Source organism: Flavisphingopyxis soli, from assembly GCF_007995095.1.
GTDB classification, from domain to species: Bacteria; Pseudomonadota; Alphaproteobacteria; order Sphingomonadales; family Sphingomonadaceae; genus Flavisphingopyxis; species Flavisphingopyxis soli.
On record NZ_VOPY01000001.1, the window covers coordinates 1,104,286 to 1,125,332 of the forward strand.

Below are 21,047 nucleotides of genomic sequence, written 5' to 3' on the forward strand. Positions count from 1 at the left end.
ATTAGTGTAAATTCATGTCCGCACGCCATGACCACTGCATCGCCGTATCGGCCCGTGAAATCGACTTCATGGGGCACGTCAACAATGCCAACTATCTGACGTGGGTCCAGGAAGCGGTGCTCGCGCATTGGCGTGAGGTGGCGCCGCCGAAGGAAGTCGCGGGACGGCTGTGGGTCGCGCTCAAGCACGAGATCACCTATCGCAAGCCCGCCTTTCTCGACGATCAGGTGATCGCCTCGGTCGTTCTTGAAAAGGTCCACGGCGCGCGCGCGTTTTACGAAACCATCATCCATCGCGGCGAGGAAGTGCTCGCCGAGGTCAAATCGGCGTGGTGCTGCATCGATGCCGAAACGCTGCGCCCGTCGCGCCTGACCGAAGAGATCAAGAAGCGCTTCTTCGACTGACCCGCGCCGCCGTCAGTGGTGGTGCTCGGCGGGTTTGTCGCCGTGATCCATATCGTCGTGATCGTGCCCCATGGCCGAGTCGAAGCTTTTGTAGACGGCGGTCGTGAACGCATCGCCCGAGATGAAGGCGTCCTTGATTTCATACTGCGCCGCCGGTTTCATCGCGACCACTTCAGCGAGCGTCTTGCCCGCCTTGCGCGCGGCCCCGACGCGGCCGATGACATCGGCAAGCATCGCACGATAGGCGACAAGACCCACCTTGTTCGACACCGGGCCATGACCGGGAATGACGACGGTCTTGTCGTCGATCATGCCCAGCACGCGGTCCACCGCGGCAAGCATCCCCTGCGCCGAGCCGCCCGAATCGAGGTCGATAAAGGGCAGGCTGATCGCGTTGAAGAACGTATCCCCCATGTGAACGACGTTGGCATCCTGCCAGACGACGATGCTGTCGCCGTCGGTGTGCGCGTGCGGGGCGTGGATCGTGCGCACGCTGCCGCCGTTGAGGAAGAGCGAGATGCCGTCGTGATAGGTGATGACGGGAAGGGCAGCCGGGGCCGCTTCATTGCCGTCCTTGGCTTGCTCGGCGAGCAAGCGGTCGCGGACATGGTCCTGTGCCAGGATCAGGGCGCCCGCCTTGCCGAAATTCGCGTTTCCGCCGCTATGGTCGCCGTGCCAGTGCGTATTGATCAGGAACCGCACCGGGCTGGCGCCGAGCGCAGCGATCGCGGCTTCGATCTTGGGCGTGAGCGGGGCGAACTGATCGTCGATCAGGACGGTGCCGTCGCCGCCGTACGAGACGCCGATATTGCCCCCAGATCCGAACAGGACCGCAATGCCGGGCGCGACGATCTCGGTACGGATCTCGACGGCCGAAAAATCGCGTTGCGCCTGCGCGGGCGCACTCAGCGTCAGCGCGGCAATGCTGATCAGGACGACGGCGAACTTGTGCATGATGCGAACCTCGGGCTGCGGACGGGAAGGCCAGCCTATGCTGCGGCTCGCCGTGACGCAATAACCGGCTAGTTCGCGCGCTCGCCGAGCATGTCGCGAATGCGCGTGAAGAAGCCCTGGCTTTCGGGGCACTCGTCGCCGGTTTCGGTCTCGCGAAAGGCGGCGAGCAGTTCCTTCTGCTTGGCGCTGAGCTTGGTCGGCGTCTCGACCTCGATCTGGACCACCATGTCGCCATGACCGCGGCCGTTGAGCACCGGCATGCCCGCGCCGCGCTGGCGCAGCTGCTTGCCCGACTGGATACCCGCTGGAATGCGGATTGGATGGGTCTTGCCGTCGAGTCCGGGGACGTCGATTTCGCCGCCGAGTGCGGCGGTGGTGAAACTGATCGGGACTCGCGCGAAAAGGGCAGTGCCTTCGCGTTGGAAAACAGTGTGTTGGGCGATATGCAGGAAAATGTAGAGATCGCCCGCGGGGGCGCCATTGGCGCCAGCCTCGCCGCGGCCCGACAGGCGGATGCGGGTGCCTTCATCGACGCCCGCGGGGATTTCGACCGTCAGCGTCTGGCGCTTGTCGATGCGGCCTTCGCCGCCGCACTTGCGGCACGGATCGTCGACCTTGCGGCCGGCGCCGTGGCAGGACGGGCAGGGCCGTTCGACCGCGAAAAAGCCCTGTTGCGTGCGGACCTTACCCTGACCATTGCAGGTGCGGCAGGTCGATACGCCGGTGCCGGGCGTCGCACCCGATCCTTCGCAGCTGTCGCAGGCCACCGCGACGTCGATCGTGACCTCGGTGGTCTTGCCGTGGAACGCATCTTCGAGGCTGATCTCGAGGTCGTAGCGCAGGTCGGCACCGCGCGCGGGTCCGCGCTGGCGCTGGCCGCCGCCGAACGAGCCGCCGAAAATCGTATCGAACAGGTCGGAAATGTCGCCAAAATCGCCGCCACCCTGCTGCGCTCCGCCGAACCCGCCATTCTGGAAGGCGGCATGGCCAAAGCGGTCATAGGCTGCGCGCTTCTGCGGGTCCTTGAGGCATTCATAGGCCTCGCTGACCGATTTGAACTTGCCTTCGGAATCGGTGCAGCCGCCGTTCTTGTCGGGATGGAATTCCATCGCGAGACGGCGGTAGGCGGCCTTGATGGACGCTGCATCGGCGTCGCGCGAGAGGCCGAGAGTTTCGTAATAGTCGGTCTGGCTGGTCATAAACTAACGTCCCGATGCAGGCGCGCCCACCCGACCGAAGGGGCCGGGCAGGCGCGCCGCATCATGGGATCAACCCTTCGAGTCTTCGTCGACCTCGGAGAATTCGGCATCGACGACGTCTTCGTCGCTCTTGCCGTCGGAGTCAGCGCCCGCATCGGCGCCGCCTTCCGAAGCGGCCGATGCTGCCTGTTCCTTCTCGTAGATCGCCTGGCCCAGCTTCATCGCGACCTGCGCGAGCGCTTCGGACTTGGTCGTCATGGCGTCCGAATCGCCGCTTTCGATTGCGGTCTTGGTCTCGGCGACAGCGGCCTCGATCTCGGACTTCAATGACGCGTCGACCTTGTCGCCATGCTCTTCGAGCTGCTTCTCGGTCGTGTGCACCAGGCTTTCGGCGTTGTTCTTCGCCTCGGCCGCGGCACGGCGCTTCTTGTCCTCTTCGGCGAACTGCTCGGCATCCTTGACCATCTGGTCGATGTCGGCGTCGTTGAGACCGCCCGACGCCTGGATCTTGATCTGCTGTTCCTTGCCGGTGCCCTTGTCCTTGGCATGGACGTTGACGATGCCGTTGGCGTCGATGTCGAACGTGACCTCGATCTGCGGCACGCCGCGCGGTGCGGGGGGAATGCCGACGAGATCGAACTGGCCGAGCATCTTGTTGTCGGCGGCCATTTCGCGCTCGCCCTGGAAGACGCGGATCGTCACCGCCTGCTGGTTGTCGTCGGCGGTCGAATAGGTCTGGCTCTTCTTGGTCGGGATCGTCGTGTTGCGATCGATCATCCGCGTGAAGACACCGCCCAGAGTCTCGATGCCGAGGCTCAGCGGGGTCACGTCGAGCAGCAGGACGTCCTTGACGTCGCCCTGGAGCACGCCGGCCTGGATCGCTGCACCCATCGCGACGACTTCGTCAGGGTTGACGCCGGTGTGCGGTTCGCGGCCGAAGAACTTCTCGACCGTCTCGCGGACCTTGGGCATGCGCGTCATGCCGCCGACGAGGACGACTTCGTCGACCTTGTCGATGCCGGCATCCTTCATCGCCTTCTTGCACGGATCGAGCGTACGCTTGATCAAATCGTCGACCAGCTTCTCGAGATCCGAGCGCGTGATCGTCTTGACGAGATGCTTGGGTCCGTTCTGGTCGGCGGTGATGAACGGCAGGTTGACCTCGGTCGTCTGCGCCGAGCTCAGCTCGATCTTCGCCTTCTCGGCAGCTTCCTTGAGGCGCTGAAGCGCGAGCTTGTCGCTGCGCAGGTCGATGCCTTCGGCCTTCTTGAAGGTGTCGGCGAGGAATTCGACGATCTTGGCGTCGAAATCTTCACCACCAAGGAAGGTGTCGCCGTTGGTCGATTTTACCTCGAACACGCCGTCGCCGACTTCGAGCACCGACACGTCGAAGGTGCCGCCGCCAAGGTCATAGACCGCGATCGTCTTGTTTTCCGACTTGTCGAGCCCGTAGGCGAGTGCGGCCGCGGTCGGCTCGTTGATGATGCGCAGGACTTCAAGGCCGGCGATCTTGCCGGCATCCTTGGTTGCCTGGCGCTGGGCGTCGTTGAAGTAAGCGGGCACGGTGATGACCGCCTGCTCGACTTTTTCGCCGAGGAATGCTTCGGCGGTTTCCTTCATCTTCTGGAGGATGAACGCGCTGATCTGGCTCGGCGAATAATCTTCGCCACCGGCCTTGACCCAGGCGTCGCCGTTCGAACCCTTGACGATGTCATAGGGGACCAGCTCGGTGTCCTTCTTGGTCACCGGATCGTCGAAGCGGCGACCGATCAGGCGCTTGACCGCGAAGATCGTGTTGTCGCCGTTGGTGACAGCCTGGCGCTTGGCCGGCTGGCCGATCAGGCGCTCATTGTCCTTGGTGAAGGCGACGACCGACGGCGTCGTGCGCGCGCCTTCGGCATTTTCGATAACCTTCGGCTTGCCGCCGTCCATGACAGCGACGCAGCTGTTGGTCGTTCCCAGATCGATTCCGATTACCTTGGCCATTTTCTACCCTCTTGAAGCAATTGTTCGTTTTGCCCGGCGACCGATCCAACCCGTTTCGGGCGCGATACGTTCACAGGCTCTGGCTCGCGATATAGGTGTGCTTTTGCTTGGCACAAGGACAACGGCCTCCTACATTTCAGAGATTGCCGGTCATGGCACAACGAAAGGAATTCATCATGTTCTCGCGCCGTTTGCTGATCCTGTCGAGTGCAGCCCTCGCGCTGACGAGCCTTGCCGGGTGCAACAAGGCGACCGACATGCTCAATCCGCCCGCGCTCCACGTCGATCGCGCCTATGTCAAGCTGGCGGCCAATCCCGATGCGCCCTCGGCGCTTTATTTCACCGTCCATGGCGGCGCGAGCGATACCAAATTGCTCAACGTGCTGATCGACAGCGCGCTGCGCTACGAGATGCATGAAAGCGTGACCAGTGGCGGGATGAGCGACATGAAGAAGCTCGAATACGCGGTTATTCCCGCGGGCAAGGACGTGGCGTTCAAGCCGGGCGGCATGCACGTCATGGTCTGGGGTATCTCGAAAAGCGCGATCGCGGCAAACAAGATGCCGGTGATCTTTGTCTTCCAGAACGGCGACCGGATCGAGTTTGATGCGCAGTTCGTCAAACCCGGTGCGGACGCGGGTGCGGCGATGGCGCACGATGGCATGGCGATGGGTAACGAGGTGATGGGTAACGAGGCGCAGTGATCGTGACGAAGTGATCGGGGCGAAATGATCGCACGATCCCTGACCGCGGGCGAGCGCACTCTCGCCGCGTCGATCTTTGGCGATGCGATCGATTATGACGCGGTTGAAATCCGCAACGCCAAATGGGCGTTCTTCCAACCCGCGCGCGTGACGATGGCGCCGATGGGGCATATCCATTTCAACCCCAAGGGCGGCCTCTACTGCGAGAATTTCTGCGACCGGTCACTGTCGCTCCAGGGCCATTTCATCCATGAAATGACGCATGTCTGGCAGGCGCAGAAAATGGGACGCTGGTATCTCGTCGTGATGCGCCATCCGTGGAGCCGCTACGATTACGCGCTGCGCCCGGGCTGGCCCCTCGCGCGCTATGGGCTCGAACAGCAGGCCGAGATCGTCCGCCATGTCTTCCTGCTGCGGCGCGGCGTGCACGTCCCCGGCGCACCGCCTCTGGCGAGTTACGAGGGCATATTGCCGTTCACGCCGAGCATGCGCTGAGCGTCTGCCTTGCGTTCGTCTTCATAGCGGATGCAGTCGAAAATCTTCGCCCCCGCCAGAAACACCGACCCGGTGCAGGCGAGCAACAGCAGCCATCCACCGACGCCCGGATAATCGACCCGGTAATGCAGCCCGCGCTCGATCGCGCCGAGGCCAAGGGCATAAACGATCAGGCACGCTTCGAAGCGTGTCTTGATTATGAAGAGGCGTTTGATCCGTTTCCACATGCTGCCAAGCGTTAAGCAATGGCTGTGCCAATGGCAAGAAACCGCGGTTCCCGAATTAGGACACAGGGTAAATTGTCAATTAACCTGACAGGTCAGACAAGCTCCGACAGATCGAGCGCGTCGAGCAGAGCGCTTCGCGCCTGGTGCACCGCTGCCACAAAGCCGGGTTCGGCGATCTCGTCGGGCGATACCGATTGCGGCCAGGTCTTCGCGACCACATCGGCGATCGTGTCGAGCTTTTCGGGGGTGGCGATGAAGCGTGGATCGACGGTCGCGGGATCGGCGACGACGCGCAGGCGCAGGCATGCCGGCCCGCCGCCATTGGCCATCGACTGGCGCACATCGACAGGGACGAGCTTGCGGATCGGACCGTTGCCGCGGACCATCTCTTCGAGCCAGCCCCACACCGCGGCATTGTCGCGCGCTTCGGTCGGGACGATCAGCGCCATGCCGCCATCGGGCCCGTCGCCTGCGGGAATCGTGACCAGCTGCGCGTTGAACAGATAGCTCGCAATCGCGTCATCGAGGCTGACGATGTTGCGCGGCACCTCGATGATCTCGACCTCGGGCATGATCGCGCGAATCGCGGCATAGGTCAGTTCGGGGTCGGCAAAGGCGAGCTGGTGGCAGAACAGGACGTTTTCGTTGGCGACCGCGACGACGTCGTTGTGGAACGCGCCGCTGCCGATGGCCGCGTCGGCCTGCGCGACGAACAGCGTCCGCGCGGGATCGAGCCGGTGGTAGCGCGCGACCGCGCGCGACGCCTCGATATGCTGGCGCACCGGGTATTTGCCGCCGGTGATGCCGTAGACGAAGATTTCGAGGCCCGGCGCATCGTGGCTGCTGCACAGGCGCAGGTGGTTGGCGGCACCTTCGTCGCCGAACGGCGAGGGAACGGGGGGATGAACCTGGAACGCGTCATGCGCAAAGGCGAGCTTGAGCTGCGCCAGCGTCCCGGGCCATTCGTGGCTGCGATGCGCCATCGCCTGCAGGTTGGCGACGGTCAGGTGGCATTTGCCGTCGGCGCTGTCGGGCGCGGGGGAAACCGTCGCGGCATTGGCCGCCCACATCGACGATGCCGACATTGCCGCTGCCTGCAGATAGGGATCGGCATCGGGGAAATTCGTGCCGAGGCTCGCCAGCCAGCGATCGTCGGGCCGGTCGAGCGGCATGAAAAATCCCTGCGCGAGGCCAAGGTCGAGGTTGGCGTGCATCTTGGCGATGCCCTGCAACGCGGCTTCGCGCGGCTGCGACGCGGTGCGCGCGTTGTTTGCCGACGCGACGTTGCCCGGGCTCAGGCCGGCGTAATTGTGGCTCGGCCCGATAATGCCGTCGAAGTTGATTTCGGTCAGCATCAGCGTGCCACCCACAGGACCGAGGCGCCGGGTTCGATCCGGAGCTGGTCGGCGGCCTGGCGCGATAAGGTTATGCCCTGGTCGGTGATGCCGATATCGGCATAGCAGCAGCGGAAGTCGGCCAACTTGCCGACCGATACCATCGCCCGCGTGTCGCCCTTGGCGATGCCGCTGACCCAGGCCTCTTCGGCATTGCGCACCGATTTGATCTGGTCGGTGCGGGCGATCATCGTCGGGCCGCCGTCGAAGATGTCGATATAGTTTTCATAGGCGAAACCCTCGGTCTCGAGCATCCGCATCGCCGCGCGGCCCGATGTGTGCGGCACGCCCATGACGCTGCGCGCGGCCTCCGACAGCATCGCGACATAGATCGGATGCTTGGGCATCAGGTCGGCGATGAACTGGTTGCCGTGGATCGCGTTGAACTCGTCGGCTTCCTGGAAGCTCATGCCAAAGAACTTGCCGGCGACCCCGTCCCAGAAGGGCGAACCGCCCGCCTCGTCGATGACGCCGCGCAGCTCGGCGAGCACCCGGTCGTCGAAGCGGCGACGATGCCTGGCGATGAACAGATAGCGCGAGCGCGCGAGCAGCATGCCGAGACCGCCGGCCCGCTGGCCGGGATGGAGGAACAGGCCGCCGACTTCGCTGGCGCCTTCCAGATCGGTCGTCAGCGACAGGATCCGTGCGCTGAAGGTCCGGTCGAGCTCCTTGCTCGATTGCGTATAGGAGCTCAGCCGATAGCTGTAGAACGGCCACGAACTGCCGACCTTGCCGAACAGCTGGCACGTGCCGACGACCTGCTTGTTGTCGCAATCCTCCAGCACAAGGATGAACAGGTCGTCCTGCGGCTCGGTCGCGTCGCTGGCGAACGATGCGGCGGCTTTTTCCAGCTTGCTGGCGAGCGACGTCCGGTCGGCGGGCAGGTTGGTGAACCCCCCGCCGGTAAGCTTGGCCATCTCGTAGATCGGCTGGAGGTCGGCGGTCGTCGCCGTACGAATGCAAAAGCTCATAAATGTCCCTTGGCAATGATGCGCCGGATGGTGAGCGCCGACAAAGCGGCGCGCTCGGCGAGACTGGCGACGATCATGAACTCGTCACGCGAATGAATTGCGCCGCCGCGGACGCCCATCGTGTCGACGACGGGCACGCCGCAGGCGGCGATGTTGTTGCCGTCGCACACGCCGCCGGTTGCTTTCCAGCCGATATCGAGGCCGAGATCGGCGCCGCAATCCCTGACGAGGTCGAACAGGCGCTGGGCCGACGCGTTGATCGGCTTGGGCGGGCGTCCGAAGCCGCCATGGCGGGCGATCGTGACGTCGTGGCGCTCGGCGACCTCGGCGATGATGCGCGACAGCGCGGCATCGGCGGCGGTCTCGTCAGCGGGGGTCGCGGGACGGAAATTGACGCGCAATATGGCCGCATCGGGCACGACGTTGTTGGGCCCGCCACCGTCGATCCGGGCGGGGTTCACCGACAATCCGGCGCGGTGCAGCGCCTTCAAACGCAGCGCGAGATCGGCGGCGGCGACGATCGCGTTGCGGCCGTCATCGGGGTTGCGCCCGGCGTGCGCGCTCTTGCCGCTGATCGTCAGCGAGAAATTGCCGCTGCCGCCGCGCGCGCCGGCGAGCGTGCCGTCGGGCAGCGCCGAAGGCTCGTAGGTCAGTGCGGCAAGCTTGCCGCGCGCCAGCTCGGCGATCAGCGCAGCCGATGAGGGCGAGCCGACCTCTTCATCGGAATTGATCAGGACGTCGTAGCCGAAGCCTTCGCAATCGCCCGATGCCTCGACCGCGCCAAGCGCCGCGAGCATCACCGCGATGCCGCCCTTCATGTCGGCGACGCCGGGGCCGCCCAAGGTCGCATCGTCGATCCAGTGCAGCGCCTGGAAGGGGTGATCGATGCCGAACACCGTGTCCATGTGGCCGGTGAACAGCATCCTGAGCGGCGCATCGGGGCGCACGCTGAGCACGAGATGACGGCCATGCTCGACCACGTTGACCTTGCCCGCCGCATCGACCGTCTCGACCGGCGCAGGATCGACCAGCCGGACTTCGCCGGGCAGTCGCGCGAAAGCGTCTGAGAGTTCGGACGCGACATTGGCGAGCCCGGCAAGATTCGCAGAGCCCGAATTGGTCGCCGCCCAGCGTTCGACCTGCGCCAGCATTGCGGCCTGGTCGATCGTCTCGATCATTGCGGTTTCGGTGGGGGAAAGTTGCGGCATGGCGAGCCTCTTAGCGCGCCATCGGCGGATCGGCTAGCCGACGGGCAAAATCGCTGCGCCGGTTAGATATCTTCGGCGATCCGCGTGTACAATTCGGGCCGCCGGTCGCGAAAGAATCCCATGCCCGCGCGATGCTTGGCCGCACGTTCGAGATCGAGCGTGGCGACGAGCACGCCGCTTTCCTCACCGTCGAACTCGGCAACGACGTCGCCCCATTCGTCGCAGATGAAGCTGTGGCCATAGAAGCGCTGGCCGTCCTCGTTGCCGATCCGGTTCGATGCGATCACCGGCATGCAGTTCGATACCGCATGGCCCTGCATCGCGCGGCGCCACATCCGGCTGGTGTCGAGCGTGTCGTCATACGGCTCGGTGCCGATCGCGGTCGGATAGAACAGCGCCTCGGCGCCCATCAGCGCCATGACGCGCGCGCTTTCGGGATACCATTGGTCCCAGCAGATGCCGACGCCGACGGGCGCTGCAGGCGTATTCCAGACGCGAAACCCGCCATTGCCGGGACGGAAATAGAATTTTTCCTCATAGCCCGGCCCGTCGGGAATGTGGCTCTTGCGATAGACGCCGCGCACCGTGCCGTCGGGGCCGATCATCGCCAGGCTGTTGTAATAATGATGGCCGTCGCGCTCGAAGAAGCTGGTCGGGATGAACACGCCCAGCTCGTCGGCCAGCGCCTGCATCGCCAGCACCGCAGCATGTTCGCCGACGGGCCGCGCGTTGGCGAACAGCGCCTCATCCTCGACCTTGCAGAAATAGGGGCCTTCGAACAGTTCGGGTGGCAAAATCACCGTCGCGCCCTTGGCAGCTGCCTCGCGAACACGCGCGCTTACCGCCGCGATGTTGGCGGTGATGTCATCGGAAAAGGCGAGCTGCATCGCAGCGACGGTGAGGGTGCGCATGGCGAGCCTTCTACTCCGGCACCTGCTGGCTGCAACAGTGGAAGCTGCCACCGCCGCCCAGGATCGCGTTCGACGGCAGGCCGATGATGCGCCGGTCGGGAAACAGTTCGGCGAGCGTGTCGGTCGCAATGCCGTCGGCGCCGACGCCGTATTGCGGCACGACGACGACCGAATTGCCGATGTAGAAGTTCATGTACGACGCGGGGACCACCTCGCCTTCGACGACGATCCGCCCGGGCGAGGGCATGGTAACGACCTCGACGCCGAACTGGTCGGCGCGCACGCGGGCATCGGAATAGACCTGGGCATTGGGATCGTCGGCCCCGTTCGGGATCGGCAACAGCAACAATCGCTTGCCGACGAAACGCGCAAGATTGTCGACATGCCCGTCGGTGTGGTCGCCCTCGAGCCCGTCGCCGAGCCATAGCAGCGAAGTAATGCCGAGCGTGTCGCGCAATCGCTGCTCGATGTCGTGGCGCGTCAGCTGGGCATTGCGGTTGGGATTGCGCAGGCACTGTTCGGTGGTGACGCCCAGGCCGCTGCCATCGACATCGATCGCGCCGCCTTCGAGCACCCAGTCGTGCGCGATGCGATCGAAGCCAACGGCTGCGGCGAGGCGCTGTCCGATGTCCTCGTCGCCGGCCATTGCGAACTTGCCGCCCCAGCCGTTGAACGCGAAATCGTTTGCCGTGCGCGCAGCGCCGCCGCCGCTGATGATCGGGGCGGTATCGCGCAGCCAGACGTCGCCGAGCGCCATGCGCCGGATCGCGACGTGGCTATCGGCCAGTAGTGCGCGCGCGGCCGCCTCGGACTCGGCATCGTTGACGATCAGGTCAACCGGCTCGCCGCGCCCGCCGTCGGCGACCGCAGCGGCGAACGCTGCGATCTGCCGGCGCGCCGTGTCGAAGTCAGCCTCGGGCCATTCGTCGCGGTCGTGCGGAAAGCCGATCCAGACGCGTTCGTGCCGCGCCCATTCGGGTTGCATCCTGGTCATATCGGACGGTCCCAATCGGCTCCCGATCAGCTGGTCGGGCGGCTTTCGTCGCGTGCCTTGCGGAATTCGTCGCCCTTGTTCCAGTTGGGCCAGGCGTCGGTCATCGCGAGCATCCGGCCAACCGCGAAATAGACCTTGAGATCGGCCATCATGCCGTCCCAGTTCCAGTCGTCGGTCACTTCGTCCGACGGCGCGTGATACCGATTTTCGGTATAGTCCTCGGCCGCCTTCTTGCCGGCTGCGACGCCGCCCTTGATGAGGTCCTCGCCCGCTTCGAAATAGAGCATCGGAACCCCCTGCTTGGCGAAGCTGAAATGATCGGAGCGATAATAATAGCCCTTTTCGGGGGTCGATTCGTCAACCAGTACGCGGTTGTTGAGCTTCGCCGCCTTTTCCAGATAGCGGTCGAGGCCGGACTTGCCGCGCCCGATAACGACGAGATCCTTGGCCGGACCCGCCGCCGAGAGCGCATCCATGTTGACGCCGCCGACCGTCTGGCCGAGCGGGAAGACAGGGTTTTCAGCATAATATTCGGATCCGAGCAAACCCGATTCCTCGGCCGTCAGCGCGATGAAGACGATCGTGCGTTCGGCCGGTCCCTGCGCGACGTGCGCCTTGGCGAGCGCGACCAGCGCGGCGGCACCGGTCGCATTGTCGATCGCGCCGTTGCAGATGTCATCGCCAGTCGCATCGGCGCCGCAATGGCCGAGGTGATCCCAGTGCGCGGTATAGAGGACATATTCGTTGGGCCGCGTCTTGCCGGGCAGGATGCCGATGACGTTTTTCGACAGCGTCTTCTTGATCGTGTTGTCGAACGAAAGCGATGCCTTCACCCCCAGCGGGACAGCCTTGAAGCCGGGCTTCTTGGCAGCGGCGCGGAGCTTGTCGAAGTCCTGGCCGGCGCTGGCGAACAGCTGTTTCGCCTTGGCCAGCTGGATCCAGCCGTTGGCGGCGGTCGCGTCCATGTGGTTGTTGGTGGCATCGGCAACGTTCTGCGGGCCGGTCCAGCTCGATTCGACGACGTTCCAGCCATAAGCGGCGGGCTCGGTATCGTGGACGATGATCGCGGCGGCTGCGCCCTGGCGTGCGGCTTCCTCGTATTTGTAGGTCCAGCGACCGTAATAGGTCATCGCACGGCCGTTGAATTCGCCGTCATTGCCCTTGGTTTCCCAGTCGGGATCGTTGACCAGTATGATGACCGTCTTGCCCTTGACGTCGAGCCCGGCATAGTCGTTCCACTTCTTCTCCGGCGCATTGATGCCATAGCCGACGAAGACGACGTCGCTGTCGGCGACCGAAATCTTGTCGGTGACGCGATAGGTCGCGGCGACGAAATCGGAGCCGTAGTCGAGCGACATGTCGGTCTTGCCACCGGTGAACTCGAGCGGCGAAACGTTCTTGGCGGTAATCTCGACGAGCGGCACGTCCTGGAACCATTGGCCGTTGTTGCCGGGCTTCAATCCGGCGCCGGCGAACTCGCGCGTCAGCAGCGCCATCGTCTTCTCTTCGCCGACGGTGCCCGGCATGCGTCCCTCAAATTCGTCGCTTGAAAGCTCGCCGACCAGCGTCTTCATCGTGTCGAGCGACAGGTCGGGAACGGTGACGTCGGGCAGTGCCTCGTTCGCCGCAACCGCCTCATTGCCCGCTTCGTTCCCGCTCTGCGCGAAGTTGCACGCGGCGAGGCTGGCAAGCGCCCCGACGGCAAGGGGAAGGGCAAACAAACGAGGCAACATCGGCAGCTCCTGAAATTGCGTGACGCCGACCGGCGGACGGAGTCGGCGATTGATCGGTCAATAGTGTTGCCGGGATAGACCAGATGCAGCGCAGGTTCAACGCGGCAGCCGAGGCCGGTGCACAATTTGCGCTTGATCCAGGAGAGTCGTTTTGCGACGGTCGCGCTCATCAAGGGGGGATTACTATGGAGCGTTTCCAGACATTTGCATTGATTGCGGTCATCGGCGTGGCGGGCAGCCTAGGCGTGCAGAACGCCGCCGCAGCCGACGCCAGCAAGGCATTCGCGGCACTCGAATCGGTCGAGGATATCAGCCTGTCGCCCGACGGCCATCGCATCGCCTTCATCGCGCCGCTCGGTGACCGGGGCAATGCGCTCTATATCGCCGATGTCGAAGGCGAGGGCGAACCTCACCGGATCCTCGCCTCGAACGGCGATCCCGACAGGCTCGACTGGTGCCATTGGGCCAATGACAAGCGCCTCATTTGTAATATCTACGGGCGCGACAAGCTCGGCGGGGCTGGCGACATTTACGGCTATTCGAACGTCGTCGCGATCGATGCCGACGGCGCGAACGTGACCAAGCTCAGCGCGCGTCGCGGCAACAATTCGCTATATCTCGATTTGCGTGGCGGATCGGTGATCGACTGGTTGCCGTCGGATGACAAAACCGTGTTGATGACTCGCAGCTACGTCCCTGAAGCCCGTGTTGGAACGCGCTTCGGCAGCACCAAGGAAGGGCTCGGCGTCGACCGGATCGACATTTCCAGTGCCCGCGCTACGCCGGTCGAACCGCCGCACGATGATTCGGTCGAATATATCACCGACGGCCATGGCCAGTTGCGGATCAAGGGCGTCGAAGGGCTGATCGGCAGCACGAGCAGCCTCGATCCCGTCATACGCTATTTCTTTCGGGCGGCCGAAGGGTCGGGCGACTGGCAACCGCTCGCCACGCTCGACACGCGCACCGATGCTGGCTTCAATCCCGTCACGGTCGATGCCGCGAGCAACTCGGTGGTCGGTTTCGTCAAGGTGAACGGACGGCTCGCGGCGGCGCGCATGCCGCTCGCCACCGACGCGCAGCCGACGATCCTGCTCGAACGGCCCGATGTCGATGTCGACGGCGTGTTGCGTGTCGGGCGCGATCGGCGGGTCGTCGGATTTTCCTATGCGACCGATCGCCGCGTCGCGGTCATGACCGATCCCAAGCTGAAGGCCATGGCTTCAGCCCTCTCGCAGGCGCTCGGCGGCAAGTCGGTCTACTTTGTCGATTCCTCGGCGGACGAGAGTGAATGGCTGGTCTGGGCCGGGTCCGATGTCGATCCAGGTCAATATTTTCTGTTCAATCCTGCCGCAAAGCAGCTTCGGCCGTTGCTCAGCGACCGGCCAGAACTCGCCGATACCGCGCTCTCGCCAGTTCGCGCGATATCCTATCCGGCGGCTGACGGAACGATGATCCCTGCCTATCTGACGCTGCCGCCGGGTCGGACCGATGCCAAGGGCCTGTCCGCGATCGTCATGCCGCACGGCGGACCCTCGGCGCGCGACGAATGGGGGTTCGACTGGCTGGCGCAATATTTCGCTTACCGCGGCTATGCAGTGATCCAGCCCAATTTCCGCGGCTCGTCAGGCTATGGCGACAGCTGGTATCGCGATAACGGCTTCCAGTCCTGGCGCACCGCTATCGGGGATGTTGCCGACGCCGGTCGCTGGCTGGTGTCGGCGCAGGGCGTCGATCCGGCCAAGCTGTCGATCGTCGGCTGGTCCTATGGTGGCTATGCGGCACTTCAGTCGGCGGTGCTTGCGCCCGATCTGTTCAAGGCGGTCGTGGCGATTGCGCCGGTCACTGACCTCGCCTTGCTCAAGACCGAAAGTCAGCGTTACGTCACCGCCAGGATCGTCCGCGATTTCGTCGGCAACGGGCCACATGTGACCGAAGGATCGCCAGCCCGAAATGCGGCGGTGATCACCGCGCCGGTCCTGATGTTCCACGGCACGCTCGACCAGAATGTCGATATCGAGCAGGCGCGCACGATGAAGGATGCGCTAAGCGACGCCGGGCGCCGGGTCGAGCTGATCGAATATCCCGATCTCTCGCACAGTCTTGCGAGCGCAAATGCGCGTGCCGACATGCTGGCGCGGATCACCGCGTTCCTGCCGCACTGACGATACGAAAAAGGGCGACCCGAAACGGGCCGCCCTTTTTGTTTTCGGTGCTGTTGCCCGATCAGCGCGAATAGAATTCGACGACCAGATTGGGTTCCATGCGAACGGGGTAGGGGACCTCGTCGAGCGTCGGGATACGCACGAAGGTGACCTTCGAGGTGCCGTCGGGCGCGACGTAATCGGGCATGTCGCGTTCGGCGAGGCTCTGCGCCTCGGCGACCAGCGCCATTTCCTGTGCCTTCTTGCCGAGCGAGATTTCGTCGCCGACCGAGATGCGACGCGATGCGATGTTGCACTTCACGCCGTTGACCAAGATGTGGCCATGGCTGACGAGCTGGCGCGCGGCGAACACCGTCGGTGCGAACTTGGCGCGGTAAACGACGGCGTCGAGGCGACGCTCGAGCAGGCCGATCAGGTTCATGCCGGTATCGCCCTTGATCCGGGCGGCTTCGGCGTAAGTGCGCTTGAACTGCTTTTCGGTGACGTCGCCGTAATAGCCCTTGAGCTTCTGCTTGGCGCGCAGCTGCAGGCCGAAGTCGGAGACCTTGCCCTTGCGGCGCTGGCCGTGCTGTCCGGGGCCGTATTCGCGGCGGTTGACGGGCGACTTGGGGCGACCCCAGATGTTCTCGCCCATGCGGCGGTCGAGCTTGTACTTGGCGCTATGGCGCTTAGACATAATCGTCTCCATTTGCTGTGTGCGAAGATTTTCGCGTGTTCCCGGGGCGCACCACCCGACGATCAGGTCGGGCGCGACCTCCGCTTCACCGGGGTGCGGGGTCAATTTGCGAGGGCGCGACTAGGCGAACGGGCCGGACATGTCAATCGCCGCGCCATGTCGATCGCGGCGCCGTGTCAATTGCCGCGCCCTGTCTATTGCCGGGGAAGGGCGATTGGCGGGTTCCGTCGGGCGAACGGTCTGGCTACAGTGTCGCCATGCAACCGATCGTCCCGTCCGCCGAATGCCAGACCATGACCGAAGTGCGCGCCGGGGTCGATGCGATCGACCAGGCGCTGGTTCGCCTGCTCGCCCGCCGCTTCGGCTATATGGACGCCGCCGCGCGGATCAAGCCGACGCGCGCGGCGGTTCGCGACCAGGATCGCAAGGACGACGTCCACGCCAAGGTCGCCGCGACCGCCGCGACGCTCGGCCTGCCCGTCGATCGGATTCGCGCGGTGTGGGAAGAGCTGATGGAGCAATCGATCGCGCACGAGACCGAACGCTGGGACGAAGCGCGCGGCCAACCGACCGACTAGTCGCGGATCGGCTTCTTCAGCGCCGACAATACCCCGCGCAAGGTGCGCACCTCGCCACTGTTCCAGCCGGGCTTGGTCAGGATGCTGCGCAGCGTTCGCTTGGTCACCGCAGCGCGGATCGGCGGGAAGAAATAGCTCGTCGGCGCGAGCATCGCTTCGAGTTCGCCATATAAACCTTCGAGTTCGACCTGCGGTGCGGGCGGGTCGAGGTCGCGCATCGGCGGGCTGGCGAGCGCCTCGCCCTTCGACCATTCATACGCCAGCACCATCACCGCCTGCGCGAGGTTGAGCGAGCCGAATTCGGGATTGATCGGCACCGTGACGATCGTCCGCGCCAGCGCGACGTCGTCGGTCTCGAGGCCCGAGCGTTCGGGCCCGAAGACGAAGGCCGACCGGCTCGACTGGGCGTGGACCTCGTCCGCCGCAATGGCCGGCGTCACGACGGGCTTGGTCACGCCGCGGCGCCGCACCGTCGTGGCATAGACGTGCGGGCAATCGAACACCGCTTCGGCCAGGCTGTCGTAAACGCTGGCCTCGGCCAGCACGCGATCGGCACCGGCGGCGGCGGGACCGGCATCGGGATTGGGCCAGCCATCGCGTGGCGCGACGAGGCGCAGTTCGGTCAGCCCGAAATTGAGCATCGCCCGCGCCGCCTTGCCGATATTCTCGCCCAGCTGCGGACGGACGAGGACGATGACGGGCTTGGGGTGAACTTCAGGCGCGGTCATTCCTCGCCCAGATGCTGGATATTGCCCGCAAATTCCTCGAAATCCTTGGCTTCGGTGAAGTCCTTGTAGACGCTGGCGAAGCGGATGTAGGCGACGCTGTCGAGGCCCTTCAATCCGTCCATCACCATCTCGCCGATGCGCGCCGATTCGATCTCCGAATCGCCGCTGGTTTCCAATCTTCGCTGGATGCTCGAGACGAGCCGCTCGATCCGCTCGCCGTCGATCGGCCGCTTGCGACACGCGATCGAGACCGAGTGGAGCAGTTTGTCGCGGTCGAAAAGCTCGCGCCGCCCCTCGCTCTTGAGGATCATCACGTCGCGCAGCTGGATGCGCTCGAAGGTGGTGAAGCGCGCGCTGCAGCCTTCGCACTGGCGCCGTCGGCGGATTGCCGCGCCGTCCTCGGTGGGACGGCTGTCCTTCACCTGGCTGTCTTCATGGGCGCAATAGGGACAGCGCATCGACTATCGCTTGACGCGCTGCCACAGCGCGATCGCGGCGCCACCGACGACGCCGACGGGGATCGTCAGCACGGGCAGGACGGCGGCGGCGACAGCGCCGATCGCCATGCCGGTCAGCATCGGCTTGGTGCCGGGGTGCGCCATGCCTTGTTTCGCCATGCCCTTGATCTCGGCAGCGGCGCGATCGGCCATGGTTTCTTCGGGGTCGTGGTCGGGTTCATACGGATCGGTCATGATGTCAGTCCTGATAAATGGGGAAACGCAGGCACAGGGCTTCGACGCGCGCCTTGACGTCGGCTTCGACGCTGGCGTCGCCGCCTTCGCCCTTGGTGCGCAAGCCGTCGAGCACGTCGGCGACCATATCACCGATCGCCTCGAATTCGGCGATGCCAAAGCCGCGCGTCGTGCCCGCCGGCGATCCGACGCGGATGCCGCTGGTCTTGACCGGCGGCAGCGGGTCGAACGGTATGCCGTTCTTGTTGCAGGTGATGCTCGCGCGCTCGAGCGCCTCGTCGGCGTCCTTGCCGGTGATGCCGAGCGGGCTCAAATCGATCAGCGCGAGATGCGTGTCGGTGCCGCCCGAGACGACATCGGCGCCGCGCGCCTTCAATCGCGCCGCGAGCGCCTGCGCATTGGCGATGACGGCGCGGCTATAGTCCTTGAATTCGGGCTTGAGCGCTTCGCCGAACGCGACCGCCTTGGCGGCGACGACGTGCATCAGCGGTCCGCCCTGCAGTCCCGGGAAGACCGCCGAATTGATCCGCTTGGCGATGCTCTCGTCGTTGGTCAGGACCATGCCGCCGCGCGGCCCGCGCAGCGTCTTGTGCGTCGTCGTCGTGACGACGTGTGCGTGCGGCAGGGGGCTGGGATGGCAACCGCCTGCGACGAGCCCGGCGAAATGCGCCATGTCGACCATCAGCAGCGCGCCGACATCGTCGGCAATGCGGCGGAAGGCGGCGAAATCGATATGGCGCGGATAGGCCGAGCCGCCAGCGATGATCAGGCCGGGGCGATGCTCTTTGGCGAGCCGTTCGACCTCGGCGAAATCGATCAGGTGGGAATCCTTCTGGACGCCGTACTGGACGGCGTTGAACCATTTGCCGCTCATCGCGGGCTTGGCGCCGTGGGTCAGGTGGCCGCCGGCATCGAGGCTCATGCCGAGGATGGTGTCGCCGGGCTTGGTCAGGGCGAGCATCACGGCGCCATTGGCCTGCGCACCCGAATGCGGCTGGACGTTGGCAAAACCGCAATCGAACAATGACTTGGCGCGCTCTATTGCGAGCGTTTCGACGGCATCGGAGGGGGCGCAGCCCTGGTAATAGCGGCGGCCGGGATAGCCCTCGGCATATTTGTTGGTCAGGACCGACCCCTGCGCTTCGAGGACCGCCTTCGACACGATGTTCTCGCTCGCGATCAGCTCGATCTGGTGGCGCTCGCGGCGCAGCTCATCCTTGAGCGCGGCATCGACGGCTGGGTCGGTCGTCGCGACCGAATCGCTGAAAAACCCTTTGGGACGGGTATATTGCGGGGCTTCCTTGATATCGAGAGACACAGGCTATCCTTTCACTCGGGAGCCGACAATTTGTCGACCCGGCGTTGGTGGCGGCCACCGGCAAATTCGGTGGCGAGAAATGTTTCGAGGCAGGCGATCGCCATGTCTTCGCCGATCAATCGCTCGCCCATCGCGATGACGTTGGCGTCGTTGTGCTCGCGCCCGAGCTTCGCCGACAGCGGTTCGGATGCCAGCACGCAGCGGCAGGCGGGATTGCGGTTGACCGACATCGAAATGCCGATGCCCGATCCGCACAAGGCAACGCCGCGTGTCGCCTTGCCGTCGGCGACGTGCTGCGCGAGCCTGTAGCCGTAATCGGGATAATCGACGCTGTCGGGCGTGTCGGGGCCGAGATCGGCGACCTCGTGACCTGCCTCGCGCAGCCAGTCGGCAAGGCGCGCCTTGAGCCGCAGCGCGGCATGGTCGGAGGCGATGGCGATCTTCATGGCGTTTCCCCAGTCTCGACGGTCGTGAATCGGGCGCAGCCCTGTCGGTCCTCGCTATCTAGGCGAGGGCGCGGGCAAAGGCCATAAGGCGTAACCTTTTGCTAAGCGACCGTCGCTAGGATCGGCGGATGGCCCACGCAATCGCCCGTCTTGCCAGCTTCGACCCCGAGCCCGTCCTGCGCGCTGCGGTCGTGTGCGCGTTGGCGCTTGTCGTGCGTCTCGCCAGCTGAGCCACTTTACCCCCGACGCGGGATCGCGCTAGGGCAGGCGCATGGCCGGTCTCATTCCATCGCTCATCATGCTCTCGGCCATCGCGCTCGGCATCGGCGCCTATGTCGGCTGGCGGCGCGGCATGCCGGTCAAGAAACTCGGCCTGATGGTCCTCGCGGCGCTCGTCATGCTGGTCAATCTGGCGATCTGGACGATTCCCAACGAGCGCGGCGAAAGCCTGGTCAACCAGCAGGTCGAACAGGACTGAAACCGCCTATTTGATCGGGCAGTTGGGGTCGAGCCGCATGTCGAGATAGTTGTCGACCGACTTCATCATGTCGTCGAATTCGTTCTCGAAGAAATGGTTGGCGCGCGGGATCACGTCGTGGTGGATCGTGATGTGCTTTTGCGTGCGCAGTTTCTCGACCAGCTTCTCGACCGAACCCGGCGTGACCACCTCATCGACGGCACCCTGGACCATGGTGCCCGATGCCGGGCAGGGGGCAAGGAAGCTGAAATCGTACATGTTGGCGGGCGGTGCGACCGAGATGAAGCCGCGAATTTCCGGGCGGCGCATGAGCAGCTGCATGCCGATCAGCGCGCCGAAGCCGAATCCGCCGACCCAGGTCGTCGAAGCTTCGGGATGGAAGCTCTGCACCCAGTCGAGCGCCGATGCGGCATCGCTCAATTCGCCGATGCCGTTGTCGAACGTGCCCTGGCTGCGCCCGACACCGCGAAAGTTGAAGCGCAGGACGCCGAACCCGCGACGCGCAAAGGTCTTGTAGAGCGCGAGCGTGACGCGATCGTTCATCGTCCCGCCGCTTTGCGGATGCGGGTGGAGGATCATCGCGATCGGTGCGCGCGGGCGCGGCGGCGGGCTGAAACGCCCTTCGAGACGGCCTTCGGGACCGGGGAAAATGACGTCTGGCATCGGATACCTTGAAACAGGTGATGGGATCGTCGCAGCGACAGTCAGTTTTGCCGGCGCGTCCGGCGAAGTTCTGGTGGCGATGCGCGTGGCGCCTATATAGAGGTTAAGCCCCGTTTCGCAACC

At 64.6% G+C, this 21,047-nt stretch carries 23 protein-coding genes; 6 read left to right on the forward strand and 17 right to left on the reverse strand.

Going from position 1 to position 21,047, the window contains the following annotated elements:
• Window positions 1–14: 14 nt before the first annotated feature.
• Complete coding sequence (locus FSZ31_RS05485) at window positions 15–404, forward strand: acyl-CoA thioesterase (RefSeq protein ID WP_147122044.1); 390 nt, start codon at window positions 15–17, stop codon at window positions 402–404.
• Window positions 405–416: 12 nt separating this feature from the next.
• Here FSZ31_RS05485 and FSZ31_RS05490 read toward each other — a convergent pair whose 3' ends face one another.
• The 3 genes from FSZ31_RS05490 to dnaK form a co-directional block, all read right to left on the reverse strand.
• Window positions 417–1,358: an MBL fold metallo-hydrolase gene (locus FSZ31_RS05490; protein WP_147122046.1), complete on the reverse strand. Its 942-nt coding sequence runs from the start codon at window positions 1,356–1,358 to the stop codon at window positions 417–419.
• Window positions 1,359–1,426: 68 nt separating this feature from the next.
• A complete protein-coding gene (dnaJ, locus tag FSZ31_RS05495) occupies window positions 1,427–2,557 on the reverse strand; it encodes a molecular chaperone DnaJ (protein ID WP_147122048.1) in 1,131 nt (376 codons plus the stop codon).
• Window positions 2,558–2,626: 69 nt separating this feature from the next.
• Entirely contained in the window at window positions 2,627–4,543 is a 1,917-nt protein-coding gene (gene dnaK / locus FSZ31_RS05500) for a molecular chaperone DnaK (protein WP_147122050.1), read from the reverse strand.
• Window positions 4,544–4,719: 176 nt separating this feature from the next.
• Between dnaK and FSZ31_RS05505 the strand changes: the two genes are divergently transcribed.
• Window positions 4,720–5,247 (forward strand): copper chaperone PCu(A)C, encoded by a 528-nt coding sequence (locus tag FSZ31_RS05505; protein ID WP_161595956.1) that lies wholly within the window; start codon window positions 4,720–4,722, stop codon window positions 5,245–5,247.
• Between the two features lie 24 nt (window positions 5,248–5,271).
• Window positions 5,272–5,742, forward strand: a complete 471-nt coding sequence (locus FSZ31_RS05510; RefSeq protein ID WP_147122054.1) for a vgr related protein — start codon at window positions 5,272–5,274, stop codon at window positions 5,740–5,742.
• Here FSZ31_RS05510 and FSZ31_RS05515 read toward each other — a convergent pair.
• The 7 genes from FSZ31_RS05515 to FSZ31_RS05545 all read right to left on the reverse strand — a co-directional run bounded on the left by FSZ31_RS05515 (window position 5,703) and on the right by FSZ31_RS05545 (window position 13,180).
• Window positions 5,703–5,969 carry a hypothetical protein gene (locus FSZ31_RS05515; RefSeq protein ID WP_147122056.1) on the reverse strand — a complete coding sequence of 89 codons (267 nt, stop codon included), beginning with the start codon at window positions 5,967–5,969 and terminating at the stop codon, window positions 5,703–5,705. The genes FSZ31_RS05510 and FSZ31_RS05515 overlap by 40 nt on opposite strands.
• Window positions 5,970–6,061: 92 nt before the next feature.
• Window positions 6,062–7,324 (reverse strand): N-succinylarginine dihydrolase, encoded by a 1,263-nt coding sequence (locus FSZ31_RS05520; RefSeq protein WP_201739122.1) that lies wholly within the window; start codon window positions 7,322–7,324, stop codon window positions 6,062–6,064.
• The gene (locus tag FSZ31_RS05525; RefSeq protein WP_147122058.1) at window positions 7,324–8,334 is read right to left on the reverse strand and encodes an arginine N-succinyltransferase; all 1,011 of its coding nucleotides are present in this window, start codon (window positions 8,332–8,334) and stop codon (window positions 7,324–7,326) included. Before FSZ31_RS05525 ends, FSZ31_RS05520 begins: the two co-directional genes overlap by 1 nt.
• On the reverse strand, window positions 8,331–9,542 hold the full coding sequence (locus tag FSZ31_RS05530) for a hydrolase (protein WP_147122060.1): 1,212 nt from the start codon (window positions 9,540–9,542) through the stop codon (window positions 8,331–8,333). The genes FSZ31_RS05525 and FSZ31_RS05530 overlap by 4 nt, the downstream gene beginning before the upstream one ends.
• A gap of 62 nt (window positions 9,543–9,604) precedes the next feature.
• Window positions 9,605–10,453, reverse strand: coding sequence for an N-carbamoylputrescine amidase (aguB, locus tag FSZ31_RS05535; protein WP_147122062.1), 849 nt, complete (start codon window positions 10,451–10,453; stop codon window positions 9,605–9,607).
• Window positions 10,454–10,463: 10 nt separating this feature from the next.
• Window positions 10,464–11,447, reverse strand: a complete 984-nt coding sequence (locus FSZ31_RS05540) for an agmatine deiminase family protein (protein ID WP_147122064.1) — start codon at window positions 11,445–11,447, stop codon at window positions 10,464–10,466.
• Window positions 11,448–11,473: 26 nt separating this feature from the next.
• Entirely contained in the window at window positions 11,474–13,180 is a 1,707-nt protein-coding gene (locus FSZ31_RS05545) for a M28 family metallopeptidase (protein ID WP_147122066.1), read from the reverse strand.
• Between the two features lie 185 nt (window positions 13,181–13,365).
• Here FSZ31_RS05545 and FSZ31_RS05550 point away from each other — a divergent pair, with 185 nt between their 5' ends.
• The gene (locus FSZ31_RS05550) at window positions 13,366–15,345 is read left to right on the forward strand and encodes a S9 family peptidase (RefSeq protein WP_147122068.1); all 1,980 of its coding nucleotides are present in this window, start codon (window positions 13,366–13,368) and stop codon (window positions 15,343–15,345) included.
• A 61-nt stretch (window positions 15,346–15,406) separates the two neighbouring features.
• Here FSZ31_RS05550 and rpsD read toward each other — a convergent pair whose 3' ends face one another.
• Window positions 15,407–16,021, reverse strand: a complete 615-nt coding sequence (rpsD, locus tag FSZ31_RS05555; protein WP_147122070.1) for a 30S ribosomal protein S4 — start codon at window positions 16,019–16,021, stop codon at window positions 15,407–15,409.
• 293 nt (window positions 16,022–16,314) lie between these two features.
• On the opposite strand from rpsD, the gene FSZ31_RS05560 reads away from it, so the two are divergent.
• Window positions 16,315–16,599, forward strand: a complete 285-nt coding sequence (locus FSZ31_RS05560; RefSeq protein ID WP_236643670.1) for a chorismate mutase — start codon at window positions 16,315–16,317, stop codon at window positions 16,597–16,599.
• On the opposite strand, the gene FSZ31_RS05565 is transcribed toward FSZ31_RS05560, so the two are convergent.
• Genes FSZ31_RS05565 through rpiB form a run of 5 tightly spaced genes read right to left on the reverse strand, consistent with a single transcriptional unit; the run spans window position 16,596 to window position 19,783 of the window.
• The gene (locus FSZ31_RS05565) at window positions 16,596–17,327 is read right to left on the reverse strand and encodes an RNA methyltransferase (protein WP_147122074.1); all 732 of its coding nucleotides are present in this window, start codon (window positions 17,325–17,327) and stop codon (window positions 16,596–16,598) included. The two genes, FSZ31_RS05560 and FSZ31_RS05565, sit on opposite strands and share 4 nt — an antisense overlap.
• On the reverse strand, window positions 17,324–17,785 hold the full coding sequence (gene nrdR, locus FSZ31_RS05570) for a transcriptional regulator NrdR (protein ID WP_147122076.1): 462 nt from the start codon (window positions 17,783–17,785) through the stop codon (window positions 17,324–17,326). The genes FSZ31_RS05565 and nrdR overlap by 4 nt, the downstream gene beginning before the upstream one ends.
• Before the next feature lie 3 nt (window positions 17,786–17,788).
• Window positions 17,789–18,019, reverse strand: coding sequence for a hypothetical protein (locus tag FSZ31_RS05575; RefSeq protein WP_236643671.1), 231 nt, complete (start codon window positions 18,017–18,019; stop codon window positions 17,789–17,791).
• 4 nt (window positions 18,020–18,023) lie between these two features.
• Window positions 18,024–19,325 carry a serine hydroxymethyltransferase gene (gene glyA, locus FSZ31_RS05580; RefSeq protein ID WP_147122574.1) on the reverse strand — a complete coding sequence of 434 codons (1,302 nt, stop codon included), beginning with the start codon at window positions 19,323–19,325 and terminating at the stop codon, window positions 18,024–18,026.
• A gap of 23 nt (window positions 19,326–19,348) precedes the next feature.
• Window positions 19,349–19,783, reverse strand: coding sequence for a ribose 5-phosphate isomerase B (rpiB, locus tag FSZ31_RS05585; protein WP_147122078.1), 435 nt, complete (start codon window positions 19,781–19,783; stop codon window positions 19,349–19,351).
• A gap of 271 nt (window positions 19,784–20,054) precedes the next feature.
• Here rpiB and FSZ31_RS05590 point away from each other — a divergent pair, with 271 nt between their 5' ends.
• Window positions 20,055–20,261, forward strand: a complete 207-nt coding sequence (locus tag FSZ31_RS05590) for a hypothetical protein (RefSeq protein ID WP_147122081.1) — start codon at window positions 20,055–20,057, stop codon at window positions 20,259–20,261.
• A gap of 6 nt (window positions 20,262–20,267) precedes the next feature.
• On the opposite strand, the gene FSZ31_RS05595 is transcribed toward FSZ31_RS05590, so the two are convergent.
• Window positions 20,268–20,924, reverse strand: coding sequence for an alpha/beta hydrolase (locus FSZ31_RS05595; protein WP_147122082.1), 657 nt, complete (start codon window positions 20,922–20,924; stop codon window positions 20,268–20,270).
• Window positions 20,925–21,047: the final 123 nt, after the last annotated feature.